The following is a 17,920-nucleotide window of genomic DNA, read 5'->3' on the forward strand; positions in this document are numbered from 1 at the left end:
GGCCCCCGCCCCAGGCCGCCCCGCAGGTGGGGGTCGGGCGCCCCAAACCCGGCGCCCGCCCCCATCTGTCGTCGGGGCCGGGTCCGTCCCCCGGATCAGCCGTCCGCGGCCCCGGACTGCCGGGGCAGCGCCAGCGCCACCGTGTCCGCGAACTCCCGGACCGCGCTGGTCCGGCTGACCACCCGGCCGCTGTGCACCACCAGCCGGCTGTGCCCGCCCGCGAGCGCCCCGGCCAGGCTGTCCCCGCGCACCGCCAGCAGCTCCGCCGGGAACCCGGCGTCCACCCGGACCGGGGCCAGCCCGAGCGCCGCCCGGGCCTGGTTCGCCACCGCGTCGTACGCCGCCGCCGGGTCCAGCTCCCCGCCGGCCGACAGCAGGTACGCCGACTCCAGCGGATCCGCCCGGCCGACCGGGTTGGACGGGTCGCGCAACGCCCCGCTGCCCGCCGCCAGCGGCACCCGGGCGGCGGCCAACTCCCTTACCAGGCCCGGCCGCAGGCCCGTCGTCCGGCCCTCCAGCCCGGTGCAGCCGCCGTTCTGCGGCAGGCAGACGACCCGGATCCCGCTGGTCGCCAGCACCGTCGACCCGCCCCGGGCCAGCGCCCCGCACGGGCCGAGCGTCACCCGCGGCCGCAGCGGCGCCAACGCGCCCGCCATCCGGGCGAGTTGGGCGGCGTCGGCGGCGCCGGTGTGCAGGTCCACCGGACAGTCCGCCTCCCGGGCGGCCTCCAGCAGCAGCTGCACGTACCCGGCCGGGTCCGGATCCAGGTCCGGGCAGCCGCCGGCCGCGGTGGCGCCCAGCTTGAGCGCCTCGCGCAGCTGCGCCCGGCCGTCCGCGCCGGCCCGCCCGGTGAGCAGCCGGGGCATCGCCACCGCCTGGAGCTCGGCCAGCCCGCGCAGCGCCTGCCGGGCGGTGAGCACCGCCTCCAGCCGGCGCAGTCCGTGCACGTCGCCGATCCGGACGTGGGTGCGCTGGGCGGTGGCGCCGTAGCCGAGCGAGGTCAGCGCGGCCTCGGTGACCCGGCGGGTGAGGTCGGCCGGGGTGTCCGGCGGCGGGGCGGCCAGCGCGGCGGAGAACGCGGTGTCGTAGTGGGCGTGCGCCTCGGCGGGGGCCGGGAGCAGCAGGTAGCCGCGCAGGTCGATCCGGGCGCCGGTGGTGACGGTGGGCGCGCCGGGCAGGGCGGGCAGTGGGCCGAGGCTGCCGACGGTGCCGACCGCCTGGATCCGGTCGCCGCTGATCCGGACGTCCACCACCCGCCCGTCGGCCAGCCGGGCGCCGGTGAGGAGCAGGACCGGGCCGTGCCCGAGCGGGTTGGCCGCCGGGCCGGGTCCGGAGTGCGGCCCGTCGGCGGCTGCGCTGTCCATCGCCGGCTCCTTCTCGCGTCGGCCCGTGCGGTCGGCCCCGGGCCGCCGGCCCGTACCGCCGGGCGGTCCTCCCGATCAATGAGCGTCGAGCCTATGGGCCCGGGGGGCGGGGCGCCGGGAGGCGGGCAATAGTCGTATCGGGTCGGGCCGCGGCGCTCGCGGCCCGATCGAACGTCCGGCCTTGGATCGTCCGCCCGTACCCCTCACCCACCTGCGGTCTTCGCCGCGGGATACGGATTTCACCTCCGGGCGCGAAACGTGTAATCTCTTCCTCGTTCGCCCCTATAGCTCAGTCGGTAGAGCGTCTCCATGGTAAGGAGAAGGTCTGCGGTTCGATTCCGCATGGGGGCTCGGTGAAAAGCGGTCAGCCTCGGCTGTGCCGTGGATCACTGTGGCGGTGTAGCTCAGTTGGTAGAGCAAGCGGCTCATAATCGCTGTGTCACCGGTTCAAGTCCGGTCACCGCTACCCCGCGTAGTCGGTCGGGAGATCGCACTCCCGGTCGGCTACTCTTGTTGTGTTCTTATTCGTTGTCCAAGGAAGGCACTCCCGTGGCTGCCACCGACGTCCGCCCGAAGATCACGCTGGCCTGCGTGGAGTGCAAGGAGCGGAACTACATCACCAAGAAGAACCGGCGTAACGACCCGGACCGTCTTGAGATGAAGAAGCACTGCCCCCGCTGCAACTCGCACACCGCGCACCGCGAGACCCGCTGACCCTGAAGCAGGGCGACGGGCCTGTGTGAATTCAGGTCTTCTACTCCGGGCCGCATCCCTCTACAGGGGGTGCGGCCCGGAGTTTTTTCGTATCCACCCGCGTTCCGAGGAGCTGCCATGGCGCTCGACCCCTCCTTCATCGGGCGTAGTTACCCGCCCACCGAGCCGTACGAGGTCGGCCGGGAGAAGATCCGCGAGTTCGCGACCGCGGTCGGCGACGCCAACCCGGCGTACACCGACCCGGAGGCGGCCAAGGCGCTGGGCCACCCCGACGTGATCGCCCCGCCGACATTCCCGTTCGTGATCACCTACCGCGCGGCCGGCCAGGTGGTCGAGGACCCGGAGCTGGGCCTGGACTTCAGCCGGGTGGTGCACGGCGACCAGAAGTTCGCCTACACCCGCCCGGTGCGGGCCGGTGACCGGCTGTCGGTCGCGGTGACCATCGACAACATCAAGTCGCTGGCGGGCAACGACGTGCTCACCGTGCGCGGCGAGGTGACGGACGCGACCGGCGAGCACGTTGTGACGTCGGTCATGACCCTGGTGGCCCGGGCCGCCGACGAGGCGGGGGAGTGAGCACGATGGCGATCAGCTACGACGAGGTCGAGGTCGGTACCGAGCTGCCGGCGCAGTCCTTTCCGGTGACCCGCGACACACTGGTGCGGTACGCGGGCGCCTCGGGCGATTTCAACCCGATCCACTGGAACGAGAGGTTCGCCCTGGAGGTCGGCCTGCCGGACGTCATCGCGCACGGCATGTTCACCATGGCCGAGGCGATCCGGGTGGTCACCGACTGGGTCGGCGACCCGGCCGCGGTGGTCGAGTACGGCGTGCGCTTCACCCGCCCGGTGCCGGTGCCGAACGACGGGGTCGGCGCGGTGGTCGAGGTCTCGGCCAAGGTCGCCAAGAAGCTGGACGACCGCAGGGTGCAGGTCGACCTGCTGGCCACCGCGGGCGGTCAGAAGGTGCTCGGGATGTCCCGGGCCGTGGTCCGGCTCGGCTGAGCCGCCCCCTCGCGACGGCGGCCGCGGCCGGAGCCCCGTACTCACGGGATCTCCGGCCGCGCCCGCGGGCCTTGCCTTGATAGTGATTGGCCACTAACTTGGAAGTCATGGCGAAGTCGAGCATCCGGATGAGCGCGGAGGAGCGGCGCGAGAGCGTCGTCCGGGCCGCCCTGATCGAGTTCGCCCGGGGTGGGTACCACGGCACCTCCACCGAGGCGATCGCCCGCCGGGTGGGCGTCTCGCAGCCGTACCTGTTCCGGCTGTTCCCGGGCAAGCAGGCGATCTTCGCCGCGGCTGCCGAGCGCTGCGTCGAGGAGACCTGGCGGGTGTTCGACGAGGCCTCGGCCGGGCTGTCCGGCGAGGAGGCCGCCGACGCGATGTCCGCCGCGTACATGAGCCTGGTCGAGGACCGTGACCAGCTCATGATGCAGATGCAGCTCTACGTCTCGGTCTTCGCGGCCCGGGCGGCCGGCGAGGAGGAGGTCGGCGAGACCGCCCGACGGCTGTGGGAGAACCTGTTCGACCGGGTCAGGATCCGGATCGGCGGCGACATGAAGGGCGCCACGCAGTTCTTCGCGTACGGGATGCTGATCAACACCATGGTGGCGCTGGGCTATCCGCCGGACCACCGGATGTGGAGCGGCTTCGACGGGTGCGAGGAGCCCGAGGAGCCCGAGGAGTCCGAGTAGCCGGGCCGCGCGGCGGTGTCCGTGCGGCCTTTTTTCGGCCCACGAAAGTTATTGAGCAATAACTACCTAGAGGAAACTGGGGGACGTCATGACGGAGAAACCGACCATGGGCAGAACCGCGATCTGGACGCTGGTGATCGTCAGTGCGGCCAGTTTCATGGCCGCACTGGACAACCTGGTGGTCACCACCGCACTGCCGTCGATCCGCGAGGAGCTCGGCGGCGGGCTGTCCGACCTCGAATGGACGGTCAGCGCCTACACCCTGAGCTTCGCCGTGCTGCTGATGTTCGGTGCCGCGCTCGGCGACCGCTTCGGCCGCCGACGGATCTTCCTGGTCGGCCTGACGGTCTTCACCGCAGGCTCCGCCGCGGCGGCGATGTCCCCGGGCATCGGCGACCTGATCGCCGCCCGGGCCGTCCAGGGCGTCGGGGCCGCGGTGATGATGCCGCTCACCCTGACCCTGCTCACCACCGCCGTGCCCGCGGCCAGGCGGGGGGTGGCCTTCGGCATCTGGTCGGGCGTCAGCGGCCTCGCTGTCGCCGCCGGGCCGCTGATCGGCGGCTCGCTGACCGAGCACTTCTCCTGGCAGTGGATCTTCTGGGTGAACGTCCCGGTCGGCCTCGTCCTGCTGCCGCTGGCCTACCTGCGGCTCGGCGAGAGCCGGGGCGCGGGCCGGGCCCTGGACGTGCCCGGGACCCTGCTGGTCAGCCTGGGGATGTTCGGGGTCGTCCTCGGCCTGATCCGCGGCAACCCGGACGGCTGGACCAGCCCGCTGGTCCTCGGCGCCCTGGTCGCCGGCGTCCTGCTGCTGACCGCCTTCGTCTGGTACGAGCAGCGGGTGGCCGCCCATCCGATGCTGCCGATGCGGCTGTTCCGCAGCCGGGCCTTCTCCGCCGTCAACGCGGCCAGCCTGCTGATGTACCTGGGGATGTTCGGCTCGATCTTCCTGATCAGCCAGTACCTCCAGGGCGTCGGCGGCTTCAGCCCGCAGGAGTCGGGCATCCGGATGCTGCCGTGGACGGCGATGCCGCTGCTGGTCTCCCCGGTCGCGGGCATCGTCTCCGACCGGATCGGCGGCCGCCCGATCGTGGTCGCCGGGCTGGCCCTGCAGGCCGTGGGCCTGGTGCTGTTCGGCCTGGTCGCGGACGGGAGCACCGGCCTCGACTACCCCGCCCAGATCCCGGCCATCGTGATCTGCGGGATCGGCATGTCGCTGTACTTCGGCCCGACCGCCCAGCTGGTGATGGCCAGCGTCCGGCCGCAGGAGCAGGGGATCGCCTCCGGCGCCAACAACGCGCTGCGCGAGGTCGGCGGGGCGCTCGGGGTCGCCGTGCTCGCCGCGGTGTTCTCGGCGCGGGGCGGCTACCAGTCGACGCAGGCCTTCACGGACGGGCTGGTGCCCGCGCTGTACGTCGGCGGGGCCGCCGTCGGGCTCGGCGCGCTCGCCGCGGTGTTCATCCCCCGGCGGCGCGCGGCCGCGGCGGCGGGTGCGCGGGAGGAGCGGGCCGGGGAGCCGGCCGTGCCCGCGGGGGTCTGAGGCGCCGGCCCCGGGCGAGCGGCGTACGGGCGACCGGCGTACGGGCGGCGGGAGCACGGGTGGCGGGAGTGCCGGGGGGCACCCCCGCCACCCGTACGCTGGTGGGCGTGCTGGTAGAAAACGACGCCCCCCTCGCCCCGCTGACCACGCTCCGGCTCGGCGGCCCGGCCCGCCGCCTGGTGACCGCCCACACCGATGACGAGGTGATCGCCGCCGTCCGCGAGGCCGACGCGGCCGGCGAGCCGCTGCTGGTCCTCGGCGGCGGCTCCAACCTGGTGATCGGCGACGCCGGCTTCCCCGGCACCGTGCTGCGGATCGCCACCGAGGGCTTCGCCCTGGACGGCACCGCGCTGGAGGTCGCGGCCGGCGAGACCTGGTCCGAGGTGGTCCGCCGGACCGTCGTGGACCACGAGCTGGCGGGCATCGAGTTCCTGGCCGGCATCCCCGGTTCGGCGGGTGCCACCCCGGTGCAGAACGTGGGCGCCTACGGCCAGGAGGTCGCGCAGTCGGTCACCGAGGTGGTCGCGTACGACCGCGCCGCCGACGAGGTGGTCGTGCTCTCGAACGCCGAGTGCGCGTTCTCCTACCGGCACAGCCGCTTCAAGGCCGAGCCGGAGCGCTACGTGGTGCTGCGGGTGAGGTTCCGCCTGGAGGACAACGGCGGCCTCTCCACCCCCGTCCGCTACGCCGAGACCGCCCGGCACCTGGGCGTCGAGCAGGGCGAGCGGGTGGCGGTCGGCACCGCCTGGAACGCGGTGCTGCTGCTGCGCGCCGGCAAGGGCATGGTGCTGGACCCGGCGGACCACGACACCTGGTCGGCCGGCTCCTTCTTCACCAACCCGGTGCTCACGGCCGCGCAGTACGACTCCTTCCGCACCCGCCCGGGCGCCGAGGACGCCCCCGCCTACCCGGCCCCGGAGGGCCGCACCAAGACCTCGGCGGCCTGGCTGATCGACCGGTCCGGCTTCGGCAAGGGCTACGGCAGCGGCCAGGCGACGCTCTCCACCAAGCACACCCTGGCGCTCACCAACCGCGGCTCGGCCACCGCCGAGGACCTGCTGGCGCTGGCCCGGGAGATCCGGGACGGGGTCCGCGAGGCCTTCGGGGTGGAACTGGTCAACGAGCCGGTGATGGTGGGCGTCGAGCTCTGAGGCGGCGCCTCGTCAGGCGGGTACGGCGGCCGGCTCCGCGGGGGCGCGGCCGCCCACCAGCCAGGCGTCGATGTCCGCCAGCAGCTCCTTGCGGACGGCCTCCGGCGCGACCGAACCGCGCACCGACTGCCGCGCCAGCTCGGCGAGTTCGGCGTCGGAGAAGCCCAGCACGTCCCGGACCAGCTCGTACTGGGCGGCCAGCCGGCTGCCGAACAGCAGCGGGTCGTCCGCGCCCAGCGCGAGCGGCACCCCGGCGTCGAAGAGCCGGCGCAGCGGGACCTCCTCGGGGTGCTCGTAGACGCCGAGCGAGACGTTGGAGGAGGGGCAGACCTCGCAGGTGACCTGCCGGTCCGCCAGCCGCTCCATCAGCCTCGGGTCCTCGGCGGCGCGCACGCCGTGGCCGATCCGGCCGGCGCCCAGGTCGTCCAGGCAGTCCCGGACGGACTCCGGGCCGGAGAGCTCGCCGCCGTGCGGGGCCGCCAGCAGCCCGCCGTTGCGGGCGATCGCGAAGGCCCGGTCGAAGTCCCGGGCCAGGCCCCGGCGCTCGTCGTTGGAGAGGCCGAAGCCGACCACCCCGTGGTCGGCGTAGCGGACGGCCAGCCGGGCCAGCGTCCGGGCGTCCATCGGGGACTTCATCCGGTTGGCCGCGACCAGGACCCGGATGCCCACGCCGGTCGCCGCGGCGGCGTGCTCCACGGCGTCCAGGATCAGCTCCAGCGCGGGGATCAGCCCGCCCAGCCGGGGCGCGTACGAGGTCGGGTCGACCTGGATCTCCAGCCAGCGGGAGCCGTCCCGCCGCTCGTCCTCGGCGGTCTCCAGGACCAGCCGGCGGATGTCCTCCTCGTCCCGCAGCACCGAGCGGGCGGTGTCGTACAGCCGCTGGAAGCGGAACCAGCCCCGCTCGTCGGTGGCCCGCAGTCGGGGCGGCTCGCCGGAGCTGAGCGCCTCCGGCAGCCGGACGCCGTGCTTGTCGGCCAGCTCCAGGAGGGTGGCGGGCCGCATCGAGCCGGTGAAGTGCAGGTGCAGGTGGGCCTTCGGGAGGCCCCTGACGTCTCGCGGGTTCAACAGGCGTTCCATTCACCGATACTGCCGTATGCGGCCCCCGAACGGGAACCGCCTCCTTTCCATCCCCCGAAGGGGTGAAAGGAGGCGGCGTGCCGGGTGAATCCCGTATGTCGGATTGACGTCAGTGCTCGAACCGCGTCAGTCGCGGGCCTCGCCGAGCAGCTTCTGCACCCGGCTGACGCCCTCGACCAGGTCGGCGTCGCCGAGCGCGTAGGAGAGCCGCAGGTAGCCGGGGGTGCCGAAGGCCTCGCCCGGGACGACCGCGACCTCGGCCTCGTCCAGGATCAGGGTGGCCAGCTCGCCGGAGGTCTGCGGGCGCTTGCCGCGGATCTCCTTGCCCAGCAGGCCCTTCACCGACGGGTAGGCGTAGAAGGCGCCCTCGGGCTCGGGGCAGAACACGCCGTCGATCTCGTTGAGCATCCGCACGATGGTCTTGCGGCGGCGGTCGAAGGCCTCGCGCATCTCGGAGACCGCGTCCAGGTCGCCGGCCACGGCGGCCAGGGCGGCGCGCTGGGCGACGTTGGAGACGTTCGAGGTGGCGTGCGACTGGAGGTTGGTCGCGGCCTTGATGACGTCCTTCGGGCCGATCACCCAGCCCACCCGCCAGCCGGTCATCGCGTAGGTCTTGGCGACACCGTTGACCACGACGCACTTGTCGGCCAGCTCGGGCAGCAGGGCCGGCAGCGAGGTGAAGGTGGCGTCGCCGTACACCAGGTGCTCGTAGATCTCGTCGGTGAGCACCCACAGGCCGTGCTCCAGCGCCCAGCGGCCGATCGCCTCGGCCTCGGCCTCGGTGTACACCGCGCCGGTCGGGTTGGAGGGCGAGACGAACAGCACGACCTTGGTGTTCTCGGTGCGCGCGGCCTCCAGCTGCTCGACCGAGACCTTGTAGCCGGTGGTCTCGTCGGAGACGACCTCCACCGGGACACCGCCGGCCAGCTGCACCGACTCCGGGTAGGTGGTCCAGTACGGGGCCGGGATGATGACCTCGTCGCCCGGGTCCAGGATCGCCGCGAAGGCCTCGTAGATCGCCTGCTTGCCACCGTTGGTGACCAGCACCTGGGAGGCGTCCACCTGGTAGCCGGAGTCGCGCAGCGTCTTGGCGGCGATCGCGGTCTTCAGCTCGGGCAGGCCACCCGCCGGGGTGTACCGGTGGTTCTTCGGGTCGCGGCAGGCCTCGACGGCCGCCTCGACGATGTAGTCCGGGGTGGGGAAGTCGGGCTCACCGGCGCCGAAGCCGATGACCGGGCGGCCGGCGGCCTTGAGGGCCTTGGCCTTGGCGTCCACGGCGAGGGTCGCGGACTCGGCGATCGCACCGATCCGGGCGGAGACCCGGCGGTCGGCGGGGCGGATGGACTGGTCGGGCTGAGGGGTGGAAGCACTCATGCCTGCATCGTCGCAGAACCCGGACCTACCGGGCATCGGGGTATCGGCATCCGTACGTTCCCGTCCGAATCGCGGCCCCGGCGATCCGTCGGCGGGCACCCCGCCGGACCGGACATCCGCCGGGTGACCGGCCGGTCCGGAAGAAGAGGTTCGACCAAACACCCCTCGACCACGTACACTCGCTGCTCGACGGCCCGCCGAGAAAAACCGGAGCTTTCACCGCCTGTACAGACAGCGGGGGGAGATGCGGTAGGTTGGTCGCCACCGGAGCCGCGAGGCACCGTAGGGCAATAGCTCAATTGGTAGAGCACCGGTCTCCAAAACCGGCGGTTGGGGGTTCGAGTCCCTCTTGCCCTGCTGCTAGATCCGTTTTCAGCCCGTTCGCTCCACAGGAGTGAGCGGGCTTGATGCGGAGATGGCACCGATCAGCACCGCTAGCCGACTGGCCGTGCCCCACCGGGAGCGCGGCGAAGCTCGGCAGGACCCGGATTCAGGTGAGGACGAGTGACGGAGACCACGGGCTCCACCGCAACGCCTGAGAGCGGCAACCCCGAGGGTGCCGATGGCGTCGCCGAGAACACGGCCGAGGGCGAGAACAAGTCCGGCAAGCAGAAGAAGTCCGGCAAGCGGGCCAAGAAGGGCCTGTTCGCCAGGATGGGTCTGTTCTACCGCCAGATCATCGCCGAGCTGCGCAAGGTCGTCTGGCCCACCCGCGGCGAGCTCACCAGCTACACCGCCGTCGTGGTCACCTTCGTCGTGGTCGTGATGGCCTTCGTGGCCGGCCTGGACTACGGCTTCTCCAAGCTGAGCCTCCTGGTCTTCGGCTGACCGGCCGCCTCACCTTTCGAACAGCTTCCCGACCCGGGCCGAATCCTCGGCCCGGGTCGAGCTGTCGGTGCCGGACGTACGCGCGGTTACCGTGGACTCGGTACTGTTGAAGTCTCCGAGACCTCGCCTGGCGCCCGCGCGAGCGGCCGTACGCCGGACCGGTCGAGGAGCGCGCCACCTTCACCATCTCCAGGAAAGAAGCCGCCACCGTGTCTGAGTCCCCCCTGTACGACGCCGACGAGACCGTCCGCGAGGCGGATGCGGATGTCGCCGCCGCGCCGGACGCGACCGAGCTGGCTGACGACGTCGAGTCCGCCGAGCAGATCGTGGACGCCGCGGACAGCGACGAGGACGAGGTCGAGGCGTACGACGAGGCCGAGGCCGGCGAGCCCGCCGAGGAGGCCGCGCTGCACGTGGAGGGCGAGGCCGAACTCGACGCCGAGCTCGCCGCCGAGGAGACCGTCGAGGAGGAGCCGGCCGACGAGGTCGACCCGGTCGCCAAGTTCCGCGAGGACCTGCGCTTCATGCCGGGCGAGTGGTACGTGATCCACACCTACGCCGGCTACGAGAACCGGGTGAAGCAGAACCTGGAGCAGCGCGCCGTCTCGCTGAACGTCGAGGAGTACATCTTCCAGGCCGAGGTGCCGCAGGAGGAGGTCGTCCAGATCAAGAACGGCGACCGCAAGACCATCCGCCAGAACAAGCTCCCCGGCTACGTCCTGGTGCGCATGGACCTCACCCCGGAGTCCTGGGGCGTCGTGCGCAACACCCCGGGTGTCACCGGCTTCGTCGGCAACGCCTACGACCCGTACCCGCTGACCCTGGACGAGGTCGTCAAGATGCTCGCCCCCGACGTCGAGCGCCAGGCCGCCAAGGAGGCGGGCAAGCCGTCGCCGATCAAGCCGAGCGAGATCCAGGTGCTGGACTTCGAGGTCGGCGACTCGGTCACCGTCACCGACGGTCCGTTCGCGACCCTCCAGGCGACCATCAACGAGATCAACCCGGACTCGAAGAAGGTCAAGGGCCTGGTCGAGATCTTCGGCCGGGAGACCCCGGTCGAGCTCTCCTTCGACCAGATCCAGAAGAACTAGTCCCACGGTCTTCGGATTCGGGGCGGGGCCGAGGGCCCTGCCCCGAATCCGTTTTGGTCCAGCGGCGCCGACGCGTTAGCCTGGTCCGATGTGTGTGCTGGCGGCCGGGTGTCGCCCCGGTTCCGCACGCACCAGCAATCACCTCTCGGAAGGACCCGGAGAGACATGCCTCCCAAGAAGAAGAAGATCACGGGGCTTATCAAGCTCCAGATCAACGCCGGTGCGGCCAACCCGGCGCCGCCGGTCGGCCCCGCGCTGGGTCAGCACGGCGTCAACATCATGGAGTTCTGCAAGGCCTACAACGCTGCGACCGAGTCGCAGCGCGGCATGATCGTGCCGGTGGAGATCACGGTCTACGAGGACCGTTCCTTCACCTTCATCACGAAGACGCCGCCGGCCGCGCGCCTCATCCTGAAGGCCGCCGGTGTGGACAAGGGCTCCAGCGAGCCGCACAAGACCAAGGTCGCCAAGCTCACCAGCGCCCAGGTCCGTGAGATCGCCACCACCAAGATGCCCGACCTGAACGCCAACGACCTGGACGCCGCGGAGAAGATCATCGCCGGCACCGCCCGGTCGATGGGCATCACCGTCGAGGGCTGAGAATCTCCCTTCCCGCCAGGGGAAAGTTGATTCAGCCGGTTCTTGTGGTAGGGCCCGCGCAGGCCCGTGACACCACACCTCCATTCACCATTCAGGAGCAGCTATGAAGCGCAGCAAGGCCCTGAAGGCCGCGGACGCCCAGGTCGACCGCGAGCGCCTTTACGCCCCCCTCGAGGCCGTCCGCCTCGCCAAGGCGACCAGCACCACCAAGTTCGACGGCACCGTCGAGGTCGCCATGCGTCTGGGTGTCGACCCGCGCAAGGCCGACCAGATGGTCCGCAGCACCGTGATCCTCCCGCACGGCACCGGTAAGACCGCTCGGGTCCTGGTCTTCGCGACCGGCGAGCGTGCCGAGGCCGCGCGTGCTGCGGGTGCCGACATCGTCGGCTCCGACGAGCTCATCGACGAGGTCGCCAAGGGCCGCCTCGACTTCGACGCCGTCGTCGCCACCCCGGACCTCATGGGCAAGGTCGGCCGCCTCGGCCGCGTGCTCGGTCCCCGTGGCCTGATGCCGAACCCGAAGACCGGCACCGTGACTCCGGACGTCGCCAAGGCGGTCAACGAGATCAAGGGCGGCAAGATCGAGTTCCGCGTCGACAAGCACTCGAACCTGCACTTCATCATCGGTAAGGCCTCCTTCACCGACGAGCAGCTGGTCGAGAACTACGCCGCCGCGCTGGACGAGGTGCTCCGCGCCAAGCCGTCCGCCGCCAAGGGCCGCTACATCAAGAAGACCGCGATCTCGACCACCATGGGCCCCGGCATCCAGGTGGACCCGAACCGCACCCGCAACCTCCTCGTCGAGGAGGACCCGGCCGCGGTCTGAGCCTCAGCGCTCTAGAGCAGTCCGTACGGCGGGCCCGCACCCCCTTCACCGGGGGTGCGGGCCCGCCGTCGTTCCCGGGTGCGGGGCCGGTGCGGGCCGCAGGGCCGGGCGGGCAGCCGGACCGGGACAAGGGCGGATGGGAACGGCGGGCCGAACCGTCGTACGCTCTGCCGGTCAGACCACGTGGAGCACCTGTGACCGCCGGAGTGTGCCGTGCCGCCCGCCCCTCGCCCCACCGTTCTCGCAGCGGCCCTGCTGCTCGCCACCACCACCGGGTGCAGCCTGCTGGCCGCTCCGACCACCGGCACCCCCGGGGGCCCCGCGCCGGTGCCGCCCAAGCAGGTGGTGCTCACCGCCGCGCAGGCGCTGGACGACGCCGGCAGCGCCCGGATCGACGTGGTGCGGGAGGGCCCGGGCGGCCGGCGCACCGCGAGCGGCTCCCTGGTCTGGGGCGCCTCGGACGAGGCCCGACTGACCGTCACCGACGAACGCGGCAGCGGCCGGCTGACCGTGAAGGACGGCGCCCTCGACCTCGTCTACCAGGACGGCGCGGCGAGGCACGCGGAGCGGAGCACCGCCGAGTCGGTCGACCCCGGGGCGGGCCCCGACCCGGAGGGCTTCGCGGGCGGCTGGACGACGGCTCTGATCTCCAGCCCGGGCGGCCGGGCGTACGAGGTCGCCCAGGGCGTCAAGCTCACCTCGCTCGGCGGCGAGCAGCTGGCCGGGGTGACCGTGGCGCACTACCAGGGCTCCGCGCCGGTGGCCGAACTGTTCGGCAAGGACGACGAGTTGAGCCCGCGACGGCGCGCCGCCACACTGGACTGGTACCGGCAGCACGGGGTGACGGCGATCGGCTACGACATCTGGGTCGGGCCCGGCATGCAGCTGCTGCGGCTGCGCGAGACGGTCCGGGGGGACGCGGGAACCACGGTGACGACGACCGATGTCTCGGCTCCCGGGGCGGCGGACGCGACGCCCGCCGCGGGCGGGTGACGGGGAGGCGGATATCCGGTGCGTGGGGACATCGACGATCCGTTAGAGTCCGCATGAAAAGAACATGAGAAGAGCTGACGATCGGTTCTTCCATGGGGATCTGGATCTCACGGGGGTACCTTCATGCGCGCTCTGCGCCTCGCCTCGGCCGTCGCGACGACGGCCGTCCTGCTCGGTGCCGCGACCGCCTGCGGCAGTGACGCCAAGAGCGGCGACGCCAAGGGCGGCACCAAGACCGGTGAGGCCAAGCCCGGTGACACCAAGAGCGCCGACGCCAAGGGCGCCGACCCGCTCGCGGCGGCCCTGGCCGCGGACCCGAAGGCCGCGCTGGCCGCGTCCGCCGTGGTGATGCAGAAGGCCGGCAACGGCAAGGTCACCATGATCCCGGCCGATCCCACCGACCCCGCCGGCACCGGCGACGCGGACTGGAAGGACCCGGCCAAGGCGGCCGTGGACCTGGCCAGCGACATCGAGGGCAAGAAGCTCCGGATCCGGGTGCTCGGAACGGACGCCTACCTCGGCGGCGGCGACGACGTCGCGCCGGCCCTCGGCGGCAAGCACTGGGTCAAGATGCCCGCCGACGCGACGGGCGACAGCTTCCGGGCGGTCGGCCAGATGACGAACCCGGTCGTCCTGCTCACCGTCGCGGCCCAGAGCGGCAAGCTCTCCAAGATCGGCCAGGAGGCCGTGGACGGCGTCCAGACCACCCACCTGCGGGCGGAGCAGGACACCGCCGCGCTGGTGGCCGGGATGACGGCGCTCTCGGCGGGCCAGCGCACGGCCGTCCAGAAGACGCTGGAGGAGGACGGCAAGACCCTCACCATCGACTTCTGGCTGAACGCCAACCAGGAGCTCGTCCAGTACAAGGAGTACGGCGACACCAACGGCGAGAAGCAGGCCGTCACGATCAAGTACTCCAACCTCGGCAAGGCCGCCGCGATCGCGGCGCCGGCCGCCGGCGACCTCGGCAACGAGGCCGACGTGCTCAAGCTGCTCGGCTGATCCGGCCGGACCGGACACCGGGCCCACCCGCAACAACCGGCTACCACCCCGGGCGCACCACGCGCCCGGGGGTCCTCAAGGGGGGAATCATGGCTGGAACCCGCAAGACCGCCGTCGCCGTCGTCCTCGCCGCCCTGGCGCTGACCGCGACCGCGTGCAACAACAACGACAAGAGCGCCGCCCCGGCCGCGCCGACCACGGCCGCCACCTCGGCCACCCCGTCGGCCGCCGCCCCGACCACCGCCGCGAAGCCGGAGAAGGTCAGCCCGGCGGTCTTCCTGGAGCAGGTCACCCAGAAGACCGGCGCGGCCAAGTCGGCGAAGGTCGACGAGGTGATCCAGGTCGGCGAGGTCGTCATGAAGGGCCAGGGAGCGGTGTCCTGGGCCGACGGCCTGGAGGCCGACCTCACGATGGACCTGTCGGGCTCCCCGATGGCCAAGCTCCTGGAGCCGCTGACCGGCGGGCCGAAGGTGCACTACCTGTACGCCAAGGACGCCATGTACATGGGCCTGGGCGGGCAGCTGGTGGAGAGCGGTAGCCCGAAGTGGGTGCGCTACAGCAAGGCCGACATGGCCAAGGCGTCCGGCGGCACGACCGACCAGCTGCAGAGCGCGGACCCGGTGCAGGGCGTCCGGACGCTGATCGCCAGCGGCAAGGTCACCGAGGTCGGCCAGGAGACGGTGAACGGCAAGGCCACCACCCACTACTCCGGTGTGCTCAGCGCGGCCGACGTGGTCAAGGCCACCGGCCAGGGCATGACCCAGGCGCAGGTCGACAAGATCAAGCAGAACCTGGACACGGCCGGCATCACCACCGACCAGATCGACGTCTGGGTCGACGCCGACAAGCTCGTGGTCAAGCGGAGCGAGGTGGCCGAGACCAAGGCCGGCGCGCTGAACGTCACCGTCAGCTACTCGGACTACGGCACCCCGGTGATCGCCTCCACCCCGGCGGACTTCATCGACCTCGCCGACCTCCAGAAGGCCGCGGCCGGCAGCTGATCCGCGCGGCCGGGGAGGCGGGGCACCGGAAGCCGGTCCCCGCCTCCCCGGCCCCGGGCCCGGCTGGGCCGACCCGGTGGATCCGCCCGGCGGAGGGGGCCGCCACCGGGCGGACCGGGGACGGGTGGCAAGGTGGCCGGGACGGGGCCGCCGCGGGACGGGGCCGGGCGAGAGGGGAACGGGCGATGGCGGCACGGCAGCGGTTGGCGGCAGTGGCCGCCGTCGCCCTGCTGGCGAGCGGGCTGAGCGGGTGCGGCGGGGACGGCGGCGCGCCCGCCGCGACGCCCGGCAGCCCGAGCCCGGTCGGCGCCCCGCTCTCCACCGCCTCCCCGAGCGCGCAGGCCAAGCCCACCGACCGCTCGCCGCACGGGGTGCTGCTCTCCGCCCAGCTGGCCATGCAGACCGCCCGCCGGGCCAAGGTCAGCTACCGGCTCGGTTCGGACGCCGGATCCGGCCCGCTGTTCTGGCAGCCCAAGACCGCGCTCCAGATCAAGCGCTCCACCCCGGCCGAGGCCGAGCAGCTGATCGTCGTGGACACCGTCGCCTACCAGGGCGGGGACGCCGCCACCGCGGCCCGGCAGGGCGGCCGGCACTGGGAGCGCTTCACCGTCCCGCCGGACGCGGACGGCCACAAGGAGATCCCGTACGCCGGGCTGATCGACCTGCTGAACCCGGTCGAGGCGCTGACCGCGGCCAACGCCGAGGGGACGGACCCGGTCTTCGTCGGCGAGGAGAAGTTCGAGGACTCCACCGTCGAGCACTACCGGGTCACCACCACCGCCGAGAAGTACGCCGCCGCCCAGACCCAGCTGACCCAGTCCCGCCGGGACGGCCTGCGGGCCGCGCTCGCGCCCGGCGGCTCGATCTCCCTCACCCTGGACCTCTGGCTCAACGACAAGGACCAGCTGGTCCGGCTCCAGCGCACCGGCAGCGGGGACAGCGGGCGGGCGGACGACTCGGTGCTCTACACCGACCTCGCCGGCGCGCTGCTCTCGGCGCAGGCGCCGGCCGAGGCGGACACCGCGGACACCGGCGTCCGGACGGTCTCCCCGCTGGCCCGCTGAGCGGGCGCCCGGGATGCTCCGGGACGGCCCGGGCCTGCTCCGTCCGGGGGCGATTTGCACCTCGCGGAGGGCTCCGGCTACGCTGGCCGAAGCCAAAGACCGCTGGTTGTCGCCGCGCCCGTCAGGGAGCAGGTGACCGAAGGATCTGCGCTTCGTCGCAGGCAGCCCGCGCAGGTGCGTCTGGAGCTTCGACTTCCGGGTCCCGCGTTCGCGTGGAGGTCCGTCGAGGTCGTTCCGAGCCCCGTGCCCCTGCGCACCGGGGCTCATTGCATTTCTGCAAGGGCTTTCCTTCCGTCCGGTCGGTCCACGGCGACCTAGGTCGACTTTCGCGGTCGGCCCGAATTCGACATCACGGAAGGAGGCGTAAGCCTATGGCCAGGCCCGACAAGGCTGCCGCCGTCGCCGAGATCACGGACAAGTTCCGTGGCTCCTCCGCGGCGCTGCTGACCGAGTACCGCGGTCTCTCGGTGAAGCAGGTCAAGACCCTGCGTCGCTCGCTCGGCGACAACGCCGAGTACGCCGTGGTGAAGAACACGCTGACCAAGATCGCGGCCAATGAGGTCGGGATCACGGAGCTCGACGACCTGTTCAACGGTCCGACGGCTGTCGCCTTCGTCACCGGTGACCCGGTGGAGTCGGCGAAGGCTCTGCGTGACTTCGCCAAGGAGAACCCCGCTCTCATCATCAAGGGCGGTGTCCTTGACGGTAAGGCGCTGTCCGCCGATGAGATCAAGAAGCTCGCGGACCTCGAGTCCCGCGAGGTGCTGCTCGCCAAGCTGGCGGGTGCCCTGAAGGCCAAGCAGTCCCAGGCTGCCGCGCTCTTCCAGGCCCTGCCGTCGAAGCTCGTCCGCACTGTGGACGCGCTGCGCGACAAGGTCGAGCAGGGCGGTGCCGGTACGCCGGCTCCCGCCGCCGAGGACGCCGCCGCCGAGTAATTCGGCAGGCTCACGCCTCGCTGCGGGCCCGTACGCCCGCCCCACCCGTACATCCGGCACCAACCTGCCGATTTAGTGGAAGGACGCCATCATGGCGAAGCTGTCCCAGGACGAGCTGCTCGCGCAGTTCGAGGAGCTCACCCTCATCGAGCTGGCCGCCTTCGTGAAGGCCTTCGAGGAGAAGTTCGACGTCACCGCCGCCGCGCCGGTCGCCGTTGCCGCCGCCGGCGTTGCCGGCCCGGCCGCCGAGGCCGCTGAGGAGCAGGACGAGTTCGACGTCATCCTCGAGGCCGCTGGCGACAAGAAGATCCAGGTCATCAAGGAGGTGCGCACCCTGACCTCCCTCGGCCTGAAGGAGGCCAAGGACCTCGTTGACACCGCTGGTGCCAAGGTCCTGGAGAAGGTTGCCAAGGACGTTGCCGAGAAGGCCAAGGCTGCCCTCGAGGGCGCCGGCGCCAAGGTCACCGTCAAGTGATCTCGCGCCCCCTCTGAGGGGGCGTAGGGCCGGGCCGATCACCCTTGCGGGTGGTCGGCCCGGCTTTTTCGCGTTTCCGGGCCGGGCCCGGGCCCCGCCGGGGCCGCCGGCGCGGGCCGGCGCGGCGGGGCGGGGGGGGGGGGGGGCGGGGGGTGGGGGCCGGCCACCCAAACCGGGCGCGCCCCCCCGCCGGCG

19 protein-coding genes and 3 tRNA genes are annotated in these 17,920 nt (G+C 72.2%); 19 read left to right on the forward strand and 3 right to left on the reverse strand.

The features are described 5' to 3' along the window. Positions 1 to 95: 95 nt before the first annotated feature. Entirely contained in the window at positions 96 to 1,364 is a 1,269-nt protein-coding gene (locus ACFVHV_RS37480) for a hydrolase (protein WP_359897554.1), read from the reverse strand. Positions 1,365 to 1,642: 278 nt separating this feature from the next. On the opposite strand from ACFVHV_RS37480, the gene ACFVHV_RS37485 reads away from it, so the two are divergent. The 8 genes from ACFVHV_RS37485 to ACFVHV_RS37520 all read left to right on the forward strand — a co-directional run bounded on the left by ACFVHV_RS37485 (position 1,643) and on the right by ACFVHV_RS37520 (position 6,459). Beyond that, a tRNA-Thr gene (locus tag ACFVHV_RS37485) sits at positions 1,643 to 1,715 on the forward strand. A gap of 42 nt (positions 1,716 to 1,757) precedes the next feature. Further along, a tRNA-Met gene (locus tag ACFVHV_RS37490) sits at positions 1,758 to 1,830 on the forward strand. Positions 1,831 to 1,913: 83 nt separating this feature from the next. Next, the gene (gene rpmG / locus ACFVHV_RS37495; protein WP_006604855.1) at positions 1,914 to 2,078 is read left to right on the forward strand and encodes a 50S ribosomal protein L33; all 165 of its coding nucleotides are present in this window, start codon (positions 1,914 to 1,916) and stop codon (positions 2,076 to 2,078) included. Positions 2,079 to 2,195: 117 nt separating this feature from the next. Further along, on the forward strand, positions 2,196 to 2,654 hold the full coding sequence (locus ACFVHV_RS37500) for a MaoC family dehydratase N-terminal domain-containing protein (protein ID WP_359897553.1): 459 nt from the start codon (positions 2,196 to 2,198) through the stop codon (positions 2,652 to 2,654). A gap of 5 nt (positions 2,655 to 2,659) precedes the next feature. Next, complete coding sequence (locus ACFVHV_RS37505; RefSeq protein WP_359897552.1) at positions 2,660 to 3,082, forward strand: MaoC family dehydratase; 423 nt, start codon at positions 2,660 to 2,662, stop codon at positions 3,080 to 3,082. Between the two features lie 107 nt (positions 3,083 to 3,189). After that, positions 3,190 to 3,771: a TetR/AcrR family transcriptional regulator gene (locus tag ACFVHV_RS37510; protein ID WP_359897551.1), complete on the forward strand. Its 582-nt coding sequence runs from the start codon at positions 3,190 to 3,192 to the stop codon at positions 3,769 to 3,771. Positions 3,772 to 3,877: 106 nt separating this feature from the next. Next, the gene (locus ACFVHV_RS37515; RefSeq protein WP_359897550.1) at positions 3,878 to 5,308 is read left to right on the forward strand and encodes an MFS transporter; all 1,431 of its coding nucleotides are present in this window, start codon (positions 3,878 to 3,880) and stop codon (positions 5,306 to 5,308) included. A 68-nt stretch (positions 5,309 to 5,376) separates the two neighbouring features. After that, entirely contained in the window at positions 5,377 to 6,459 is a 1,083-nt protein-coding gene (locus ACFVHV_RS37520) for a UDP-N-acetylmuramate dehydrogenase (protein ID WP_380357524.1), read from the forward strand. 12 nt (positions 6,460 to 6,471) lie between these two features. Here the strand turns inward: ACFVHV_RS37520 and ACFVHV_RS37525 are convergent, their stop codons facing one another. Both ACFVHV_RS37525 and ACFVHV_RS37530 read right to left on the reverse strand, forming a co-directional pair. Then, entirely contained in the window at positions 6,472 to 7,536 is a 1,065-nt protein-coding gene (locus ACFVHV_RS37525) for an adenosine deaminase (RefSeq protein ID WP_359897549.1), read from the reverse strand. 126 nt (positions 7,537 to 7,662) lie between these two features. Further along, positions 7,663 to 8,910, reverse strand: coding sequence for a pyridoxal phosphate-dependent aminotransferase (locus tag ACFVHV_RS37530; protein ID WP_359897548.1), 1,248 nt, complete (start codon positions 8,908 to 8,910; stop codon positions 7,663 to 7,665). Between the two features lie 284 nt (positions 8,911 to 9,194). Between ACFVHV_RS37530 and ACFVHV_RS37535 the strand changes: the two genes are divergently transcribed. The 11 genes from ACFVHV_RS37535 to rplL all read left to right on the forward strand — a co-directional run bounded on the left by ACFVHV_RS37535 (position 9,195) and on the right by rplL (position 17,725). Then, positions 9,195 to 9,267: transfer RNA gene (locus ACFVHV_RS37535), tRNA-Trp, on the forward strand. A 147-nt stretch (positions 9,268 to 9,414) separates the two neighbouring features. After that, positions 9,415 to 9,738 (forward strand): preprotein translocase subunit SecE, encoded by a 324-nt coding sequence (secE, locus tag ACFVHV_RS37540; RefSeq protein ID WP_359897547.1) that lies wholly within the window; start codon positions 9,415 to 9,417, stop codon positions 9,736 to 9,738. A gap of 209 nt (positions 9,739 to 9,947) precedes the next feature. Continuing rightward, positions 9,948 to 10,829 carry a transcription termination/antitermination protein NusG gene (gene nusG / locus ACFVHV_RS37545; protein WP_380357517.1) on the forward strand — a complete coding sequence of 294 codons (882 nt, stop codon included), beginning with the start codon at positions 9,948 to 9,950 and terminating at the stop codon, positions 10,827 to 10,829. Positions 10,830 to 10,994: 165 nt separating this feature from the next. Continuing rightward, positions 10,995 to 11,429: a 50S ribosomal protein L11 gene (gene rplK / locus ACFVHV_RS37550; protein ID WP_359897545.1), complete on the forward strand. Its 435-nt coding sequence runs from the start codon at positions 10,995 to 10,997 to the stop codon at positions 11,427 to 11,429. Between the two features lie 103 nt (positions 11,430 to 11,532). Further along, entirely contained in the window at positions 11,533 to 12,255 is a 723-nt protein-coding gene (gene rplA / locus ACFVHV_RS37555; RefSeq protein WP_196951777.1) for a 50S ribosomal protein L1, read from the forward strand. Positions 12,256 to 12,468: 213 nt separating this feature from the next. Beyond that, positions 12,469 to 13,248, forward strand: coding sequence for a hypothetical protein (locus tag ACFVHV_RS37560; protein WP_359897544.1), 780 nt, complete (start codon positions 12,469 to 12,471; stop codon positions 13,246 to 13,248). A 123-nt stretch (positions 13,249 to 13,371) separates the two neighbouring features. Beyond that, a complete protein-coding gene (locus tag ACFVHV_RS37565; protein ID WP_380357521.1) occupies positions 13,372 to 14,250 on the forward strand; it encodes a hypothetical protein in 879 nt (292 codons plus the stop codon). Positions 14,251 to 14,339: 89 nt separating this feature from the next. Further along, positions 14,340 to 15,251, forward strand: coding sequence for a hypothetical protein (locus ACFVHV_RS37570; protein ID WP_359897542.1), 912 nt, complete (start codon positions 14,340 to 14,342; stop codon positions 15,249 to 15,251). Between the two features lie 185 nt (positions 15,252 to 15,436). Continuing rightward, positions 15,437 to 16,315 (forward strand): hypothetical protein, encoded by an 879-nt coding sequence (locus ACFVHV_RS37575; RefSeq protein ID WP_359897541.1) that lies wholly within the window; start codon positions 15,437 to 15,439, stop codon positions 16,313 to 16,315. A gap of 371 nt (positions 16,316 to 16,686) precedes the next feature. Further along, the gene (gene rplJ, locus ACFVHV_RS37580) at positions 16,687 to 17,250 is read left to right on the forward strand and encodes a 50S ribosomal protein L10 (protein WP_045693068.1); all 564 of its coding nucleotides are present in this window, start codon (positions 16,687 to 16,689) and stop codon (positions 17,248 to 17,250) included. A 91-nt stretch (positions 17,251 to 17,341) separates the two neighbouring features. After that, positions 17,342 to 17,725, forward strand: coding sequence for a 50S ribosomal protein L7/L12 (gene rplL, locus ACFVHV_RS37585; protein WP_359823749.1), 384 nt, complete (start codon positions 17,342 to 17,344; stop codon positions 17,723 to 17,725). Positions 17,726 to 17,920 lie beyond the last annotated feature (195 nt).

The organism is Kitasatospora sp. NPDC127116 (genome assembly GCF_042677365.1).
Taxonomy (GTDB): Bacteria; Actinomycetota; Actinomycetes; order Streptomycetales; family Streptomycetaceae; genus Kitasatospora; species Kitasatospora lactacystinica.